The organism is Cohnella panacarvi Gsoil 349 (genome assembly GCF_000515335.1).
Taxonomy (GTDB): Bacteria; Bacillota; Bacilli; order Paenibacillales; family Paenibacillaceae; genus Cohnella; species Cohnella panacarvi.
Genome location: NZ_KI911563.1, coordinates 3,613,385 through 3,631,138 on the forward strand (window position 1 = coordinate 3,613,385; position 17,754 = coordinate 3,631,138).

General features: G+C 51.9%; 10 protein-coding genes. All 10 read left to right on the forward strand.

Annotated features, from left to right (window positions below; translation table 11 throughout):
• Window positions 1–15 precede the first annotated feature (15 nt).
• The 10 genes from COHPA_RS0117455 to COHPA_RS0117505 all read left to right on the forward strand — a co-directional run bounded on the left by COHPA_RS0117455 (window position 16) and on the right by COHPA_RS0117505 (window position 17,482).
• Window positions 16–2,760 (forward strand): NHLP bacteriocin export ABC transporter permease/ATPase subunit, encoded by a 2,745-nt coding sequence (locus COHPA_RS0117455; protein WP_035121220.1) that lies wholly within the window; start codon window positions 16–18, stop codon window positions 2,758–2,760.
• Window positions 2,761–2,868: 108 nt separating this feature from the next.
• Window positions 2,869–3,288, forward strand: coding sequence for an NHLP leader peptide family RiPP precursor (locus tag COHPA_RS24570; protein ID WP_027087441.1), 420 nt, complete (start codon window positions 2,869–2,871; stop codon window positions 3,286–3,288).
• A 10-nt stretch (window positions 3,289–3,298) separates the two neighbouring features.
• Window positions 3,299–4,180: a GNAT family N-acetyltransferase gene (locus tag COHPA_RS26160; RefSeq protein ID WP_027087442.1), complete on the forward strand. Its 882-nt coding sequence runs from the start codon at window positions 3,299–3,301 to the stop codon at window positions 4,178–4,180.
• Window positions 4,181–4,198: 18 nt separating this feature from the next.
• Window positions 4,199–4,639 (forward strand): NHLP leader peptide family RiPP precursor, encoded by a 441-nt coding sequence (locus tag COHPA_RS24575; RefSeq protein ID WP_027087443.1) that lies wholly within the window; start codon window positions 4,199–4,201, stop codon window positions 4,637–4,639.
• Between the two features lie 85 nt (window positions 4,640–4,724).
• Window positions 4,725–7,868 carry a type 2 lanthipeptide synthetase LanM family protein gene (locus tag COHPA_RS0117475; protein ID WP_027087444.1) on the forward strand — a complete coding sequence of 1,048 codons (3,144 nt, stop codon included), beginning with the start codon at window positions 4,725–4,727 and terminating at the stop codon, window positions 7,866–7,868.
• A 23-nt stretch (window positions 7,869–7,891) separates the two neighbouring features.
• Window positions 7,892–8,224 carry a hypothetical protein gene (locus tag COHPA_RS0117480; RefSeq protein WP_027087445.1) on the forward strand — a complete coding sequence of 111 codons (333 nt, stop codon included), beginning with the start codon at window positions 7,892–7,894 and terminating at the stop codon, window positions 8,222–8,224.
• A gap of 100 nt (window positions 8,225–8,324) precedes the next feature.
• Window positions 8,325–12,722, forward strand: coding sequence for a helix-turn-helix transcriptional regulator (locus COHPA_RS0117485; RefSeq protein WP_245590353.1), 4,398 nt, complete (start codon window positions 8,325–8,327; stop codon window positions 12,720–12,722).
• 60 nt (window positions 12,723–12,782) lie between these two features.
• Window positions 12,783–13,565, forward strand: coding sequence for a hypothetical protein (locus tag COHPA_RS0117490; RefSeq protein ID WP_027087447.1), 783 nt, complete (start codon window positions 12,783–12,785; stop codon window positions 13,563–13,565).
• 513 nt (window positions 13,566–14,078) lie between these two features.
• Window positions 14,079–15,284, forward strand: coding sequence for a hypothetical protein (locus tag COHPA_RS0117500; protein WP_027087448.1), 1,206 nt, complete (start codon window positions 14,079–14,081; stop codon window positions 15,282–15,284).
• Window positions 15,285–15,286: 2 nt separating this feature from the next.
• On the forward strand, window positions 15,287–17,482 hold the full coding sequence (locus tag COHPA_RS0117505; RefSeq protein WP_027087449.1) for a tetratricopeptide repeat protein: 2,196 nt from the start codon (window positions 15,287–15,289) through the stop codon (window positions 17,480–17,482).
• The last annotated feature ends 272 nt before the right edge of the window (window positions 17,483–17,754 follow it).

Sequence of the window (17,754 nt, forward strand, 5' to 3'; positions counted from 1 at the left end):
ATGGAGGTAATGAAGATGGAACCAAGCCCTGATGCTCCGTCCCGACTAGCCGAGCAATTCAGGAGATGGGGGACTCCGGCTTTGCTGGAGGGCAACAACCCTCTTCTTATTAAGGATGAAGACAATGTTTGGTATGTAAGCGCCGGACATGTCGATCTGTTCGCCATTACGCTCCATGAAGGGGAGGTCGCCAGCTCGCGCCGTTTTTTGTTCGGTGTGGATGCAGGCGGCCTTGTGCTCGGATTTGCGGGAGGTCGCGAAGCTTCCGATGCGCTGCTCGTCTCGGGCTTATCCAATACGGAGGTATATCGGATGGAAGCGGAACGCTTCTATGCGATATGCGCAGAGCCAAGCGTACAGCCGGAGGTCTTAGGAGCGATCAACGGGTGGATGTACCAGTGGTCGGCGGCGCTTGGCGACGGCTGTCCTCCCTCCGCATACACCGCGTGGGAAGAGGCTTGTTCACGCTCGGAGGAGGGGATCGGGCGAGAGACGGGGTGGATAGCGGCCTCATTATCTGAATTTCATCGCGTGATACAACTTGGTTTACGAGATTTTCTCGTCAAAGAGGACTATCGTAGCTATGAGCAATTGCAGAAGAAGACGGAGTATGACAGATCCGTCATGCATCGGGCATTGCGCAGGTTAACAACAGTCTCTAAGGAAGATACTGCGGCGATCGAAGCGGACGAGGCGAATCCAAACGATCTATTAATCGAAGCCTGTAAGCTTGTAGCCGAAGCGGTTGGCTTTCCAGCCAATCGGATCAAGAGAACGTACACCCTTCAGTCGCGCGATCCGATCAACGACATTGCCCGTGCATCGGGCATCCGTTGCCGGAAGGTTGCTCTCAAGAATCGTTGGTGGGAGGAAGATAACGGCCCGTTGCTTGCCTATGTGGAGGACGGGATGTATCCGGTTGCGCTTATTCCTAATCGCAATACGAGCTATTGGTTCAATAATCCGGCCAACGGTGTCAAAGTGAAAGTGACGGAGCAACTCGCGAACGAACTGGCTCCGATCGCAACGATGTTCTTCCGGCCGTTGCCCAGCCGAGCGTTGCGAGTATGGGATATTCTCCAATACAGCGCGCATCCCGCATTGAAACGCGATTTCCTCATGATCCTGGTATTGGGCATTGCCGGAGGAGTGCTTGGCACGTTTACGCCGATCGCGAACGGTATGTTGTTCGATACCATTATTCCGGCCGCAGACCGTGGGTTGCTACTCCAGATGTGCTTTATCTTAGTGTCGATCTCGATCTCTTTGTTGCTGTTTCAGATTACCCGCTCGCTCGCGATGTTGCGCATCGAAGGGAAAGTAAACGGCTCGATTCAAGCGGCGATCTGGGATCGCTTGCTCCAACTGCCATTGTCCTTCTTCCGAAGCTATACGGCAGGAGATTTGGCACTCAGGGCAAGCAGCATGAATACGATTCGCCAAACGTTGTCGGGAGTCGTCTTAACCTCGATATTCGCGGGCATATTCTCATCGTTCAACTTGGTTCTCTTGTTTCTGTACGATCTTCGAATGGCGCTCGTCGCTTCTTTGATCGTATTAGCGGCAATGATCGAGACCGCCGGCGTCGGGATGCTTCAGTATCGAAGGCAGAAGCGATTGCTGCACCTGGGAGGCAAGCTGTCCGGTACGGTGCTGCAGCTTCTGAACGGCATTGCTAAGTTCCGTATGGCCGCGGCGGAGAAACGGGCGTTTTACATTTGGGCTAAGCTATTCGGCGACATGAAGGCTTCGTCGTTCAAATCGCAGACGCTGAATAACGCGCATGCCGTGTTTAACGCGGTATTCCCGCTCGTTGCCTCGATGATTCTGTTCTATATGGCGCTGTCCGGCGCGAAAGTCGTCAGCGCGGGACAATTCATCGCGTTCTTCGCCGCATTCAGCACCTTTCTTACGTCCATGCTCGCGATGACGTCGTCGCTGCTCTCCGTTGTTAACATCATCCCTTTGTATGAAAGAGCGAAGCCGATCATGCTGGAGCTGCCTGAGATCCATGATGCGGCCGAAGACTCGGGAGAGCTTGTCGGCGCAATTGAAATCAAGCATGTAAGTTTTCGTTATAAATCCGATCAACCTGCCGTCTTAAATCAACTATCGCTGGACATCCGGGCCGGTCAGTTCGTGGCGCTTGTCGGCGCTTCGGGCTGCGGCAAGTCGACGGTGCTGCGATTGCTGCTCGGCTTCGAGAAATCGGAAGCGGGAGCGATCTATTACGACGGTCAAGATATGAGGACGCTCGATGTGCGCTCTTTGCGCAGCCAATTCGGCGTTGTGTTGCAGAACGGCAAGCTGATGTCGGGCGACATCTTCACCAACATCGTCGGTTCGTCTAATCTGACGATGAGCGATGCATGGGAAGCGGCGCGGATGGCCGGGATCGATGAAGACATAAGGGCAATGCCGATGGGGATGCATACGGTCGTGTCCGAAGGCGGCGGTACGTTCTCCGGCGGTCAGCGCCAACGGCTGCTCATTGCCAGAGCGATTGCCCGCAAGCCGAGAATATTGCTCTTCGACGAGGCGACGAGCGCGCTCGACAATCGCACGCAGGCAATCGTCGGCGAAAGCTTGGCGAAGCTGCATGCGACGCGCGTCGTGATCGCGCACAGGCTAAGTACGATTATGAACGCGGACCGGATCTATGTGCTCGATCAAGGGCGGATCGCGCAAGCAGGAACCTATTCGGAGTTGATGAACCAGGAGGGACCGTTCGCCGAATTGGCGAAGAGACAATTAGCCTGAGCAAGCGGCGCTTGTAATCAAAGATATATCCTAGGGTATACGACAAAATCAGACGGATTCCGTTATGATTGCGGTGAAATCATTACCCATTATGAGGAGGAACCAACCATGTCGCAAGAAGATCAAGTAGCCAAAGCCATTGAGGCAATCACAAGCAAAGCCGCAACGGACAGACAATTTCGTTCTTTGATTCTGTCGAACCCGCATGAAGCGGTGAAGCAGGCAACAGGTATTGAATTGCCGGATTATTTTAAGCTGCAAGTCGTAGAAAATGACGGCGCGCACTACACGCTGGTGTTACCGGATGCGGCAGTTGAAGATGAGGAATTATCCGAGAGCGAACTGCAGAAGGTGGTTGGGGGGGCGGCTGTTTACACGCACGATTATTGGTATATGTATACGAAATCGTCGATTCAGTATTTCTGCGATTTTAACGAACGTGTTTTCAGCGATGTCGTTACCGGTAATAAAACGCCTATTGATGGCGATTCAATAAGTTGGCTTACAGCAGGAAAGAAAGTGCCTTAAAATTCTAGTCATGCTCAGTATCGATAAGTTGGCGCTCGAACAGATCCCTTTATTTAATTCCTACGCCTATCCCAATGTCCGTGCCATGCTCTCTGAATGGTGTCAAGACCCGCACCATTTGCTGCTAGGCGCTGCGATGTTCGATCAGCCTGCAGGTCTGCTAATTGCGATTTATTCTGCAGATAAATCGATTGTCGTGATTAATTCTATCTTCGTTGCGCCTCGATTTCGGAACATGGGAATAGCCACAAGACTATTGAAGGCCGTAATTGAACATTCGAAAGGCTCCCGTATCGATATTAAATACTTTACCAACCTATCTGAGGTATCTTATTTGGAGAGAGCGTTGCATCAGGTCGGATTCGACCCTCCCGAATTGGCAAGCGTGTATTATCAAGTTGACCTGTCAACTCTAGCGGCTGCTCCTTGGATCAGCAGGTGCAAGCGATCGCCTGGGTATCGGATGGTTCCATGGCAACAGATCACGGAGCAACAAAGACAAGACCTGAAGGAGAAGCGATATTGCGATTATCCGGAAACGTTATCGCCGTTCATTCAAGAGGAAGTCATTGAGGCATCGGGAAGCTTCGTCTTGCTGCGGGGCGATGGCGTTATTATGGGCTGGATTATTTACCACCGTCATGTGAAGCATGCCGTGCTAAGCAGGTCGCTATTCATTGCCGAATCGCTTCAGAATAACGGGATCGGATTAACCATGATCGGCTACTCTGTTAGCCGGATGGCGGACCGGAATATTCAATGCATCGTTTTTCAGGTGATTGCCAGCAATAGGCGAATGCTTCGCCTAGTCGACAGAATGATTCTGCCCTATCGGGGGGAACAAACGGAATTCAGATTAGCGCGTCTGACAAGCAAGCAACCGCAAGGATAAAAAAAGGAGAAAACAACGATGTCGCAAGAAGATCAGGCAGCCAAAGCCACAGAAAATCAAACAGCCAAAGCCATTGAAGCGATAACAAGCAAAGCCGTAACGGACAGAGAGTTTCGCTCATTGATTTTATCGAACCCGCGTGAAGCGGTGAAGCAGGCAACCGGCATCGACTTGCCGGAAGAGTTCAAGCTGCAAGTCATTGAGAACGATGGAGCGCATTATACGTTAGTCTTGCCTGACGCGGCAGCCAAAGGTGAGGAATTGACCGAAATCGAGCTGCAGACAGTGGTTGGCGGGGCAGCGATATATACGCACGATTATGTTGTACCTGTGAAAGACGATAATGAATACGATGCTATATATTTCTGCAAGGGGCCCGATCAACAGCGTATTGCCGGTGGTACAGTTCCTAAGGGACATCCTTATGATGCCGACACCAAAATTGTTTTTACAATGTAATCGTAAACACCAGAAACAATTGGCCGAGATCGCAGCGCAAGCGAGCACCCTCCGCGAACGTCTGAGCGGAGGGGTTGTCGCTGCCGTGCCGGACAATGAGGAACGTCATGCCGGACTTCTCGTCAAACGTTGGGAAGAGTGGCGACGATACGCGGATGCGCAAGACGATCGGGAGCTGCTGGAGACGGTAAATACGGATTTACCGGCGGATGAAGCGCGCGGATTGCTCGGAGATGTTCGGCTCCGCGAGGGTGAAGCTTTGCCGGAATGGGCTTTCGTATTGGATGAAGTGATCCAGGCCATCTTGTCTGAAGATGAGGAGCACGCAGCCATGCATGGCAGGAAGCTGAATCGGCGCAAGATTTACCCTTTCGAGGACCTGTTCCTGCCTGTTCTGGACGCGGCGTACATGAAACTTGAACAAGAGGCGCTATCGCTGCACGAGATCTATTCTGACGAGGCTTGCGCGGATTTGATGGAGCGTCTGCTCGCCGAGCTGTCGGAGCTATGCGGTCGTGCTTTATGGGTTGACTTTGCCGTGTTTCGGGGGGCTCAGTTTCAGCATCAGGGACTTATGGCTGCTTTTAAGAACGAATCCTCCACATCCGCTTATACCGCGTATATCGCGTCGATGCGCCAAGGACGAATCGTTGACTTTTTCCAACAGTATAGTTTCCTTGCCCGCCTCGTCGCCACTCGCTGCCAATATTGGCTGTCATCCGCTTCCGAGCTATGTCGCAGACTGGCAGAGGATCGCGAAGGGTTATACGAGCGGTATGACGCTTGCGGAATGGTGAAGCGTCTGCAATGGGGCCTGTCCGACTCCCATCAACAAGGCCGAACGGTATGTATATTGGAGTTTAACGATGAGAAGAAAGTCGTCTACAAACCAAAGTCGTTAGCGATCGATCACGCCTTCGGAGATTTGATCGCGTGGCTGGAGCAGAGAGCTGTTCCCGTACGGTTGCGGACGCCGAAAGTATGGAATCGCGGCGATTACGGCTGGGCGGAGTGGATCGCCAATGACCCTTGTAAGGTTATGTCCGGCATTTCAGCGTATTATCGAAATTACGGCGGGTTAGTGTGCCTGGTTTATCTGCTCAGTGGCAACGATTTCCATGCCGAGAATATTGTAGCCGCCGGCAACGTTCCCGTGCTGATTGATCTGGAAACGCTGCTGCATCCATTGTGGATCAAGCCATTCGGGGTATTCGCGGAAGAACGCGAGAAGGAGGATGCCGAGTTCCGGGCCATGATGAACTCGGTTTTCGCTACGCATTTACTGCCGTATCATGAGCTGGAATTGTCCGGTTTATCGGGCGAGAGAGGCCTAGACGGAAGAGCGGTGAAGCTCGAATGGAAGAACGTCAATCGGGATGCGATGAAAGTCGAGGAGAAGTCCGGGACGCGGAATCGTAAACTCTCGAATCTGCCAAAGCTGGATCAGCAGATGCACACGGTTCATGCCTTCATTCCCGAGCTGTTGGATGGTTTTCGGCAAACCGCCGTTTTCCTGATGGAGAACAAAGATCAGCTTCTTCATGATAAGGTATTAGACGGCTTCCTTGGCGCTCATGGTCGGTTCTTGTTTCGCGCCACGTTCAAGTATGCATTGCTGTTGGCCAAAATCCTTCATCCTTCCAACCTGAGAGACGGGCTGACGGCCTCGATCAAGCTGGAAACGCTAAGTCGCCGTTATATCTCGGACCAAGTGCCGCAGCTGCTGCCTGTCATCGATGCCGAAGTGAAGCAGTTGATTGAAGGCGATATCCCTTATTTTACGATACCCGCATTCTCCAGGCGGTTAGAGGCCTCTGAGCTTCCATTGGCACAATCCGCCTTGGAACGCGTCTTTTCTCGCCTTGAGCAGTGGGACGAGCGGGAAATACAGCGTCAGACGAATATGATCGAGGAGGCCCTGCAGGCTGCGGTCACAAGTCAGATAGAGCGCAAGTCTGGCGCGATGGTGGAGGAAGCTCCGAGCTTGCGGACGATAGATGAGCTGCGCGGGCTCGTCTGGAAGCTGGCGGACGATATCCGAAACAGGTCCTTCTCCCGTGCTGATGACTCTCCCATCTGGATCGTCGCAGGCATTGAACCGTATTTGCCAAGCTTCCGATTTCATCCGATGGGTTATGGTTTGTATGACGGAATCCTAGGTGTGTCGCTGTTCCTGATGGCTGCCGGCCGCAAGCTCGGAGATGACGAATTCGCGGAGTTGTCCATGCGACTGGCGGATCCGGTTCGACGCATGGTCAGAAGCAAGATGACGAGTTCTCGTACGTTAGGCATAGGCTCCGCGTATGGCTGGGGCTCTATTGTCTATGGCCTCACCCGGTTGAAGCGGCTATCGGATGACCGAACATTATTGGAAGAAGCCGTACAAGCCGCCCGGTTCATTACGCCGGAGCGAATCGCTTGCGACGACGCGCTCGATATGATGTACGGATCGGCAGGCGTAATCGCTAGTCTATTGACTCTATACGACGAGGTCGGACAAGAGTGGTTGTTAGAACTCGCGCGGTGCGCAGGGGAACGATTGCTGCATGTCCACAAGCCGACGCATACTGGACATCGGGCTTGGTTCGTTGGCGAGCACCAATATGCGTTAACGGGTCTATCTCATGGTACGGCCGGGATCGCTTATGCTCTGTTCCGATTGTATGCGGCAACGGGGATGGAGCGGTTCAAGGAAGCGGCAGAGGAAGGGCTTCGATACGAAACGGCGGTATTCCATACGGAACGGCATAATTGGCCGGATTATCGCGGCTACAGGCCGTATGAGCCTCTCCGATTCATGAATAGCTGGTGTCATGGCGCAACGGGGATCGGATTGGCCCGATTGGGTTCGTTAAGCTGCTATCGAACGGCCTCGATGGTTAAGGATGTGGAGGAAGCGATCTTAGCCGTCACGCGGGAGCCGCTCGCCTCAGCCGATCATATTTGCTGCGGCAATCTCGGTCGCGTCGAGATGCTGATCGCCGCGGCTCAAACGCTGAACCGCCCCGACTTGACCGCAATCGCTCACCACCAAGTTACAAGCGCGCTTTATGGTCATGCGGACGCATTGGGCTCCAGATTTGCGCACCATTCGCTGGCGGCCTTGCCCAATGGGGCTCTTGATATCGGCTTTTACCGGGGGATATCAGGCATTGGTTATACCTTATTGCGGCTGTGCGATGTCATGGAACAACAAGAGCCCGTCGGTTCGATATTGCTTCTTAATTAATTAGATCACAAGGAGGAGCAGTGGTGTATTCTTCCAAAGATATAGGCGCGACGATTCAATCCATAACGGCGAGAGCTGTCATCGATAAGGATTTCAGAGCGTTGTGTCTGGAGCAGCCGAAAGCGGCTTATAAGCAAGCGACAGGCTTCGAGCTGCCATCTGGGTTCCGGCTTCGCATCGTAGATAATGCAGGCGCCGACTATACGCTGGTGCTTCCCGATCCGAGATCGGATGAGGACGAACTGGAGCACAGCGATCTGGAACGAACGACGGGGGGGATTGGAGCGAGCGGTAAGGAAATGTCCGAGCCTTCGCGAGAATGGGTCAGAGATCTGATGAAGCGGCATCGAGGGTAGCGGAATTGCAACTCTGTTGAATAATAGTAAAATATGGCATAAAATCTAGGTAATCATCATAATTTGATCTTTCTCGTAAGGAGAGACAAGCTTGCTCAATGTGATGTCATTGCGCGAAGTCGCGGAGAACAGGAAAATCAAGCTATCGCTCTTTTTTCATCTAGCCGATCAGCTATTCCGCACGTGGACGGAGCATAACGATAACCGCAATGACGCTATTCCTTTCGATCCGCATCTGGTAAGCGTTCACCCAAAGACGTTGGACATCCTGAGATGGGGACTCGTATCGGCAACCGAACGCGTACGAACGGATCTGGAGGAATGGATATATGTATCGCCCGAACAAACGATTCGAACAAGTCGGAGTCTCGATCAGCGCTCCGGCTTCTATGTGCTGGGCATGTTGTTCTATCGTCTATTAACAGGGAAGTACCCCTATGCGGCTGAGGGGAAGTCGCAGTGGATTCATGCTCATCTGGCTCAATCTCCGATTCCCGCTCACGAGCAGGATAAGCAGGTTCCGCTTGGCTTGTCCATGCTTCTTGGGAAGCTGCTGTCCAAATCCGTCGATGAACGCTATCAAACGCTGCACGCTCTGGAGAAAGACATGCTGCACTGCCGGAACGAATACGAGCAATCGGGTGAGATTATGCCGTTCCCTCTGGCGCGGTTCGAGAATGCGGATCGCATTCGGATCCCGGACACGTTATATGGACGCGAACGAGAGCTGTCTCAGTTGCAGCATGTGTTTCAGTGGACCTCGCTCGGCACGACACAGATGGTTGCGATTACGGGACCATCAGGCATTGGCAAGACGGCTTTAGTCCGAGAAGCGGTTCAGAGAATATCGCTCGAACATGCTTATGTGGCTTCAGGGAAATTCGATCAGATGCAGCAGGACAATCCGATGCTGCCGCTTATTCAAGCATTCCGCGAGTTAGTGAAGAAGCTGCCGGATGAGGGCGAGAAGAGCGCCGCGCACTGGAGATCGGCCTTCAAGCAGGCACTTGGCTCGAATGGCGCGGTCATCGCCGAAGTGATACCCGAGATCGAACCTCTTATCGGAAGATGCGATCCGGTAGAGATATTGCCGCCCGAGGAGTCTATGAAACGATTCGATTTCGCGTTTCGTCGATTCATTCAAGTGTTCTGCCACCAGAAACATCCGCTTGTCTTGTTTCTCGACGATCTGCAGTGGGTCGATGCGGCTTCTTGGCGAATCGTTCGCTCGATGATGACCGATCCGCTCAGTCACAGCTTGCTGCTGCTCGGCGCTTATCGGGAAGGCGACGCGGTCTCGATCGTCAACTTTGCGGACGAGTTACAGAGAATGGAGCAATCAGGCGTACTAATACACCAACTTTCCGTAGCACCTTTAGAGGCGGACGATATGGTGCAGTTGGTTAGGGATACGCTCAACATAGAGGATCGTGAAGCAACTAGTATTGCCGATACTCTGGCGCATAGAACGGGAGGCAACTCGCTCCTGTTCCGCCAATGGTTCCAATCGAGCATCTTGGACAGATGGCTGTTCTATGACGAGCAGAGCAAAGCATGGACTTGGTCGGAGGATGCTGTCGATCGCCTCAATCATAACGTGGATACGAACGATCTATTGAATTATATGGTTGCAAGCATTAAGCGACTCCCGGACACGGCAAGACAAGCGTTGCTGGCGTCGTCTTGCCTAGGCCATGAATTCCCCTTGCATCTATTATCCAGCCTTCAAAACGAAAGCCAGGAGGCGACGCTCGATACGCTTCATTCCGCGATGAAGCAGCAACTGATCGTATTGACCATCAAAGAACGGAAATATGGAGAAGATGCGGGAGCGCCAACCTTGCGTTTTTTTCACGACCGTGTACGGGAAGCAGCTTACTCTCTGCTCGCGCCCGTCGAGCGGTCGAGTTTACACTGGCGGGCGGGCATGCTCCTTCTAGCGGATGCTTCTGCCCGAGAAGAGAGATTATTCGAGATCGCCCAGCATCTGAATAAAGCGGACGTGTCCTCGCTAAAACAAGAGGATATAGAACGGCTTGTGCACCTCAATGCGCAAGCGGGGAGAAAGGCGAAGTCGTCTACGGCCTATGAAGCAGCTCTATCGTATTTGCTTAAAGCGTGCGAGCACGTTACGGAGGAGCATTGGAACAGAGACTTTCCCTATTATTTCGAGCTGGGGCTGGATTTGCTAGGCTGCGCGTATATTAGCGGTCATGATACCCTGACCGATGCATGGATTGCCGAACTGCTCAGAAGAGCGAGGAATGCAACGGAAAGAACGCGAGTTCATCAGGTGACGATTATGCGGCTGCTCCATGCGGATAAGTACGAGGAAGGTGTTGCCCTGGGCGTGAAGTGCCTAAGCGATCTAGGCATTCGCGTTCCCGTTAGGCCGGGAAAACTCAAGCTGGCGGCCGAAATTTTGTATACCCGAGCGATATTGAAGCGGCACATTGGCCAACTAGACGAGCTGCCTCCCGTTGAACGACCGGAGATTAAGGCTGCTATGGATGTGTTATATCTGATTATCGCGGCGGCTTTCTTGTACGATAAGGAGTTCTCGTGCGTATTGGGCTGCAAGTTTGTGCGGCTTTCCCTCCGCAACGGGAATTCGCCTTTTTCGGTAGCGAGCTACGGGAATTTTGGCTCGTTCCTGCTGTTTATGGGAGATCGTAAACTCGGCATCGCTGCGATGAAAGAAAGCTTGCGTATCGCCGAGAACCAGCGGTTTCCTTCCGTTTCCTGTCGTATTCACCTTGCCTTCGGGGCTTCCTTTTTTGCCGTGCCGCAAGAAGAGGAAGTCGACTTTCAAGACCATCTGAGCAAGGCGATCTCCTATGGACGCGAGGCCGGCGATTTCTTCTTTGTCGGGCACTCCATTGCCGCTCACGTCCTGAACATGAATCTGGTCGGAGACTTGAAGCGAATAGGAGCTAAGATAGCGGAGTATCGGGAATTGCTGGACGAGACGCAAAATCAATACCTGCACATCTATTTGACGATTAAAGATAACTGGTCGGCCAAATTAAAGGAAGGAACGGAAGGTCGCAGCTCGTTACCATCGGACGCGGAAATGATGGAGCAGATCCATCAGTCCGGAATAAGCGGCATTATGATGTTCTACTACTACATTTGTCGAATGCAGGAGGAGGCGATATTCGGCGAGGGGACGAGCGCGCTGGACATGGCCATAGATGCCGTCAAGTATGAGCGGCATCACATTCATTATTTGCAGCTGTCCGAGTTTTACCTCTATAAAGGTTTAGCTGTCACGTCGGCATGGGATACGTACGCTTCTGCCGAAAAGAAGGAATACGGAAAACAGCTGAAGGTGATCTTGCGCAAGCTTCGCAACTGGGCTAAAGTTTGCCCGGAGCATATCCTGCATAAATCGCTAATGCTTGCCGCCGAGATCGCCAAGGTCAAGGGGGATTTCGCCGATGCGGCGTCCCTGTACGATCAAGCAGCCGAGAATGCGCGAAGAAGCGGCTATATTCAGCATGAAGCGATGGCTAACGAACGTGCGGGGCGGCTCTATCTGGAGCTGTCCAGACCTACGTTAGCCAAAGGCTATCTGATGAATGCTTATGCGAATTACGATGAGTGGGGCGCGCGAGGGAAAGCGAAGCAGCTGCTGAGCGAACATGGCGAACTGCTGAATGGCGTCTTAACCGATGCCACGTCGCCTGAAGCAACGGCTGCCGAACAAACGGCTGCAACGAGAGCGGAAGAACTTCCTAGAGATGTGGAAGTATTGGATATTTCGATCATTCAGGAGGCGTTCCAATCGATCGCGGGAGAGGCAGACCAGAATCGGCTGCTCGTTCGACTATTTCGCGTCATTCTCGAAAAAGCCGGAGCGCAGAAGGGCTGCATCATTGTAGAGTCTGCCCAGCAGCTTTATGTGGAAGTAATGGCGATGGATGACGGTACGATCGTTCGTCAGAGGGTGCCGCTGGAGCAGTACGGCAACGTTTGTCTGCAAGCCGTTCACTATTCGCTGCATACGGGCGAAACCGTCCTGCTGGACCATGCGGCCAATAGCGGCCCGTTCACTCGGGATGCCTATGTGATGAAACGCCAGTCGAAATCGCTCCTGTGTCTGCCGCTGCCGCTGCACGGCAGACAATCGGGGGTGTTGTATCTGGAAAACAATCTGCTGCCGGGAACTTTCAGTTCGAGCAAGACGGATATGCTATGGTTGCTGGCGACGCAAGCGGTGTTCCTGCTCAAGCTCATTCCGCAATACCAGGAAGAGAGGGATGCGGGCAATAGCGACGTTGCTCTCCCGCTTGATCCGTTGACGGATCGCGAGATGGAAGTGTTGCAGCTCATGTCGCTTGGTTTATCGAATAAAGAAATTGCCGAAAGGCTGCATCTGGTGGTCGGAACCGTCAAGCTTCATATCAACCGGATTTTCAGTAAAATGAATGTGAACAGACGCACGAAAGCGGTGCATGAAGCGAAAAGAATGAATCTGTTGACAAAAAAGGAATAGGTTTGCAGGTAACCCTATGCTTGGCGAATATGGTTTCCGACTTTCTTTACGTGGAGATTTTTGGCGGTTCCAGACTTTCTTTTTTTCGTGATTATCACGTGCAGCGGCAGCCCCAATAAAATCGACAAAAATAGTTCCAGACTTTTTTATCACCTGACAATAAGTCTTTTTTTCGGTACCGTTAGTGCATTTCTAATCTACAATATTGGATTTGTAATATTGCAGAGTAAAGCCAAAAATGATGTGCTTTCATTGGTTTCGGCATACACCAACCCTATTACATTGCCGAAAGAACTCGTATATTCGTATGGTTTTGTTTACTCGTTTCTTGCTGTTGGGGCAGTACTTCCCGTATTATTCCTATATATGATTATTCAATATTTACACAATGTTCATCTTCCTACTGCAACCAGTAAAAATAAGAGTAAACGGTATCGAGTAATATCAACAGCAGCACTTCTTCTTCTCGCGGCGCTGGGCGCAGTAACCCTTTATTTCACAATTACGACGGGTCTGTTTCCGCGCTTGGTCTATTTTTTACTATACAGACTGACTGCTCCAAGCCCGTTCGAACAATTGCTTGAAAACTCAGCAATTCAGTGGGGCGCTTTAGGAAAGAATCTAGCGCAGTTTGATAATGATTATGTATGTGTAGAATTCGCCCACCCTACGGGAGTCGAGCATAACGTATTGCTCGGATTGAGAATCGCTCATCATGGGAATGAGCTTGTTCTTCGGTCGTTGAATGACAATTCGATTCACACGATCACTTCGGATAGAATGTATGTAAAAACGCTATTGTCGAAACCTGCGGCCGAGATAACGAATTCTTGTTCGATGTAATTCAGCGTATGACGATAAGCTACTCAGTATGGATTTGGTATAATCGCCTTTAGATCTTCGAACTATTGTAGGTCCCGATGATGCAGTCGCTCATCGGGACTTTTGTTTTACCTGAGGGTCATTTGAATCGAAAATTAGCGGGTCGAGCGGTTTTGAAGCGCACGCGTGAGGATATTTGGCCCTGAGAAAATCGATCTAAATTTTGCAACGAATGAGCACATTGGCATATTTACCATAATCTATGCAACTTTTATGATGTTAGTATTGTGCGCCGAAAAGGGCGGGCAATTATACAAAGAGTTAAGGAGGGAAATCAGATGAAGAAGATTACGGTTAAGAAGACGGAGGCGGTTAAGGTCACGCGATGGCCCAAAGGAACATCCGTCTACATGTGGAAAGGCTGCTATGCTTAAAAAACCGTCATTGTAGAACAAAGGAGCGGGGCGCCTGTCGTCCTGCTCTTTCAATCATTGCATCATTCCGTGATTGGAAGGTGCGGGAGGATTATTTACATTGAATCATAACACCGTCAACCTTCATCCTTTGACATTCCTCACAGAGGAAGAAGGCGTGAACATCGGAAGATACGGAACCGACACGTTTGCCGTCTTTCCCGAGGAAGGCGCCGAGATCGTTCGGAGGTTTCAGGAAGGCAAGACGATATCGGAAGTATGCGAGTGGTACCAAGCGACCTATAACGAGGAACTGGACATAGAGGACTTTCTGGCTACCTTGCAAGAGCTAACGTTCATTAAGGAAACGGCCGATGAGACGGACCCAGGCGAGACAAGCTATATTAAAGGGCAACGTCTGGGCCGATGGTTATTCAAGTCTCCGGCATATTTGTTATATCTGTTAATCATCGGCGGGGCGGCATGGATGATGTGGAATGATCCGTCGCTATTGCCATCTAGAGAGCACATTGCGTTCTCGGAGTATTCGACGATCGTTGTGCTCGGACTGCTCGTAGGCGATTTGCCCGCAACGTTCTTTCACGAAGGAATGCATCTGGCGGCCGGTCGCCGTTTAGGAATGCCTAGCAAGCTGGGTATTGGCCGCAGAATGTACATGATCGTCTTTGAATCCTCCATGCCGGGTATCTGGGGGATTCCAAAGAAACGTAGATACATGCCTTTTCTAGCAGGAATGCTGGCGGATGTGATCTTCTACTCCGCATGCATTCTAGTCGCCGGATGGTTGATCCGCAGCGGCGGCAGCGCAGGGTGGGCTTCTTATTTGTGCGCGCTGGCGTACTTGACGATCCTTCATTTCGTATGGCAATTTTATTTTTTCCTGCAGACGGACATCTACTATGTGATCCTGAACCTTTCGGGAAGTAGAAATTTGCAGCAAGCGGCCCGCGCGACGCTGCGAAATTATTGGTACACGGTGCGTAATGCCAGAGAGAAGAAAATCGACATGTCGCAATTCACGGATCGCGATCGCAAAGTCGCCGGTTGGTATGTATTCTTGTATGCCGGAGGTTGGTTGTTCATGGCGGGCACGCTGCTCTATATGACTCCCGTTATGCTCGGATTATTGTGGGATACCTATCATCACCTCGTCTCGGGTACAAGCATTCAACGTTGGGATGCGATCGTCTTTGCGGGTCTAACTTTTGTGGAATTAGGGTTTGCTGCATATCTATATAGGAAAGAGATCGTTCAACGCAAACGAGCAAGGGCGGGGGTTGCCGCTAACCAAGAACTGGGGGCCTAAAGTTGACGAAAGCAAACGAAAGGCATGTATGGCTGGTTGCTCCTGACCTGAAAGACAGGCAAGCGTATTACGCGGACGATCTAGCATCGGGATTGGCGCTCGTTGCAGACGGCCATAAGCGTCGAAGGGGGCCCTATACGGCAAGCAACGAATGGCTTAGGCAGCTTGTTCCCGCATTCGCTGGGCGAAGAAGAGAACTGTTAAGCTTCCATAGCTTTGAAATATTAGCTATCGCTCCGGAACTAAAGACGTATATTCCCGAGCGCATCGAGACATTGACTTCCGCCGCGTCGCATAATGAACGTGTTCGCTTCTACGCTGGCGTACAAACGCTGCGCATGGCGCATGGATTGACCGACTTCTATATACGGTGCGCGGAGCTGGAAGGGCCGATCACGCTGATCGTCGAGAACGCTCACGCATGCGATTCGCTGGATGCGGAGTTTTTATCCGTGCTGTTGCGTCGCGCGGAACCTTCCAAAGTCAAAGTGATCGTCAGTTCGCCGCCGGCTATACAGCCAGGTAAATTGCAAGATGCGATTCGTCTTTATGCGACGCGGGTCGCCGCTCCATCTCGCCGAAGAGATAGCGTAACCTTACCCGCTGATCGGTTAGTTGCCGAATATTTCGAATCGGAGTGCACTACCGAATGCGAACAGCTGCAAGCGGCTTATTCCTCCCTACCGGAGGAGAAACGCAAATCCCTTCACGATAGTCGTGCCGACGAGCTTGCTCTACTGGATGAGCAGTCGCTTCGCATAGGCGCCATACTCTATCATCTAGAGAAGGGTTCTTCCCCGGCAAAGGCGCTAGAAGCCCTATTAGACGCCATCGACTACTGCAGCGGAATGGGCTTCTACGAGGCGGTCATCGATTTGGGTCGACGCGGTTGGACGTATACCGATTGGGAGAGCATGGTCAAGCAACGTTGGACATTGGCGAATCTCATGGCGTTGGCATATATTTCATTAGATCGGATGGATGACGCGAGGGATCTATACGAGGCGGTTTTATCGAATACAAGCGATACGATGATGCATATGGGATGCTATTATGGACTCTCCATGCTTTATACCCGGTACTATGACGAGAAGGATTACGAGATTGCCAGATCCTATATCGAACGGAGCATCGCTTGCGCGGCTCAACTCGATGACGAGCGGGAACGCAGCTTCCATACCGTATTCAATCAGAACGGACTTGCGCTCATCGAGATGAAAATAGGTCATTTGGATGCCGCATTGGAGATCGTCGCCCAGGGTCGGGAGTTATTAAATAGAGTATTGGAGCCGAAAGAGCACATGCTCCTACGCACCGTTCTGCTTAATAACCAAGCCAATCTGCTCGCGGCCAAGAAGGATTGGAACGGCGCGATCGACATCCTCTCCCGCGTCATCGATCAAGATCCTTATTATGCGGACTATTATTTCAATCGCGGGAACTACTATAGTTATTGCGGCCGAATGGACGAAGCGCTGGCGGATTACGATCTAGCGATTCGGTATGGCCCGCCTCTCCCGGCAGTTTACTATAACCGCGCGGGCGTGCTGAATCGTCTTGGGGAAACCGATCGGGCGATAGCCGATTACAGTTGCTTGCTGGAGCTTGAACCGGATCACCTGGACGGCATGTTGAACCGGGCGACGTTGTATTACGAGTCCGGCCGATTGGAAGATGCGCGCCAAGATACGTTGCGGGGACTTAAGTTCGACGAAGGTAATGCGGAATTGCTGTGCACGCTCGGACTGATCGAGATGGCCGAGGGGAACGGGGACGACGCGCTTCGGGCATTGTCCCGCGCGCTTGAGGCCGATCCGGAATTGACGGAAGCTTTGATGAACCGCGCGGTTCTCTATTATGAACGCCATGAGCCGGATCTGGCCATCGAGGATTTAAATCAAGCGTTGATCCGACAAGAGAACGCGACGATCTACTACAACCGCGCATGGGTCTACGAATCGCTCGGTCAATGGGAATTGGCAATAAGCGATTATAGGAGAGCAATGACATTCGATGATGCCGATATCCAGGACATTTATTATCGGCTGGGCTTCTGCTGCTTTCAGGCAGCAGATCATGCTGCGGCCCGCGAACATTGGATTCGTCATCTCTCGTTCGGAGACTCGCCTAACACGGAGAACATATTCGGACAAATGCCCGAGCTGGTGCATCTTACGCACTCGCCTACGTCCTCATGAAGTGAAAAAGAATCTACAGGACTAAAATGGACGCAGACCCGCGAAAGTCGCGGGTTTTTCCTGTTTTTTCTATTATTTACTGCAATACCTGACAGGAGGCGCTTTCTTTTCAGCGCTAACGCTTGCGACGGTTTACTATGCGACGCCAAGCGTCTCGGCTGCCGGTTTTTTTGACAGTTGGAGCGTCCGGCCGTCTCCGGTCGGCGGAAATTTAAAGGCAGTCGCATACGGCGACGGCAAATATATCGCGGTCGGCTCGATCAGGAGAAAGC

What these genes read in the sequence shown, in the direction of transcription:
- COHPA_RS26160 (WP_027087442.1), top strand. Translation starts at nt 3,299, where the DNA reads ATGCTCAGTATCGATAAGTTGGCGCTCGAACAGATCCCTTTATTTAAT.
- COHPA_RS24570 (WP_027087441.1), top strand. Translation starts at nt 2,869, where the DNA reads ATGTCGCAAGAAGATCAAGTAGCCAAAGCCATTGAGGCAATCACAAGC.
- COHPA_RS0117455 (WP_035121220.1), top strand. Translation starts at nt 16, where the DNA reads ATGGAACCAAGCCCTGATGCTCCGTCCCGACTAGCCGAGCAATTCAGG.
- COHPA_RS24575 (WP_027087443.1), top strand. Translation starts at nt 4,199, where the DNA reads ATGTCGCAAGAAGATCAGGCAGCCAAAGCCACAGAAAATCAAACAGCC.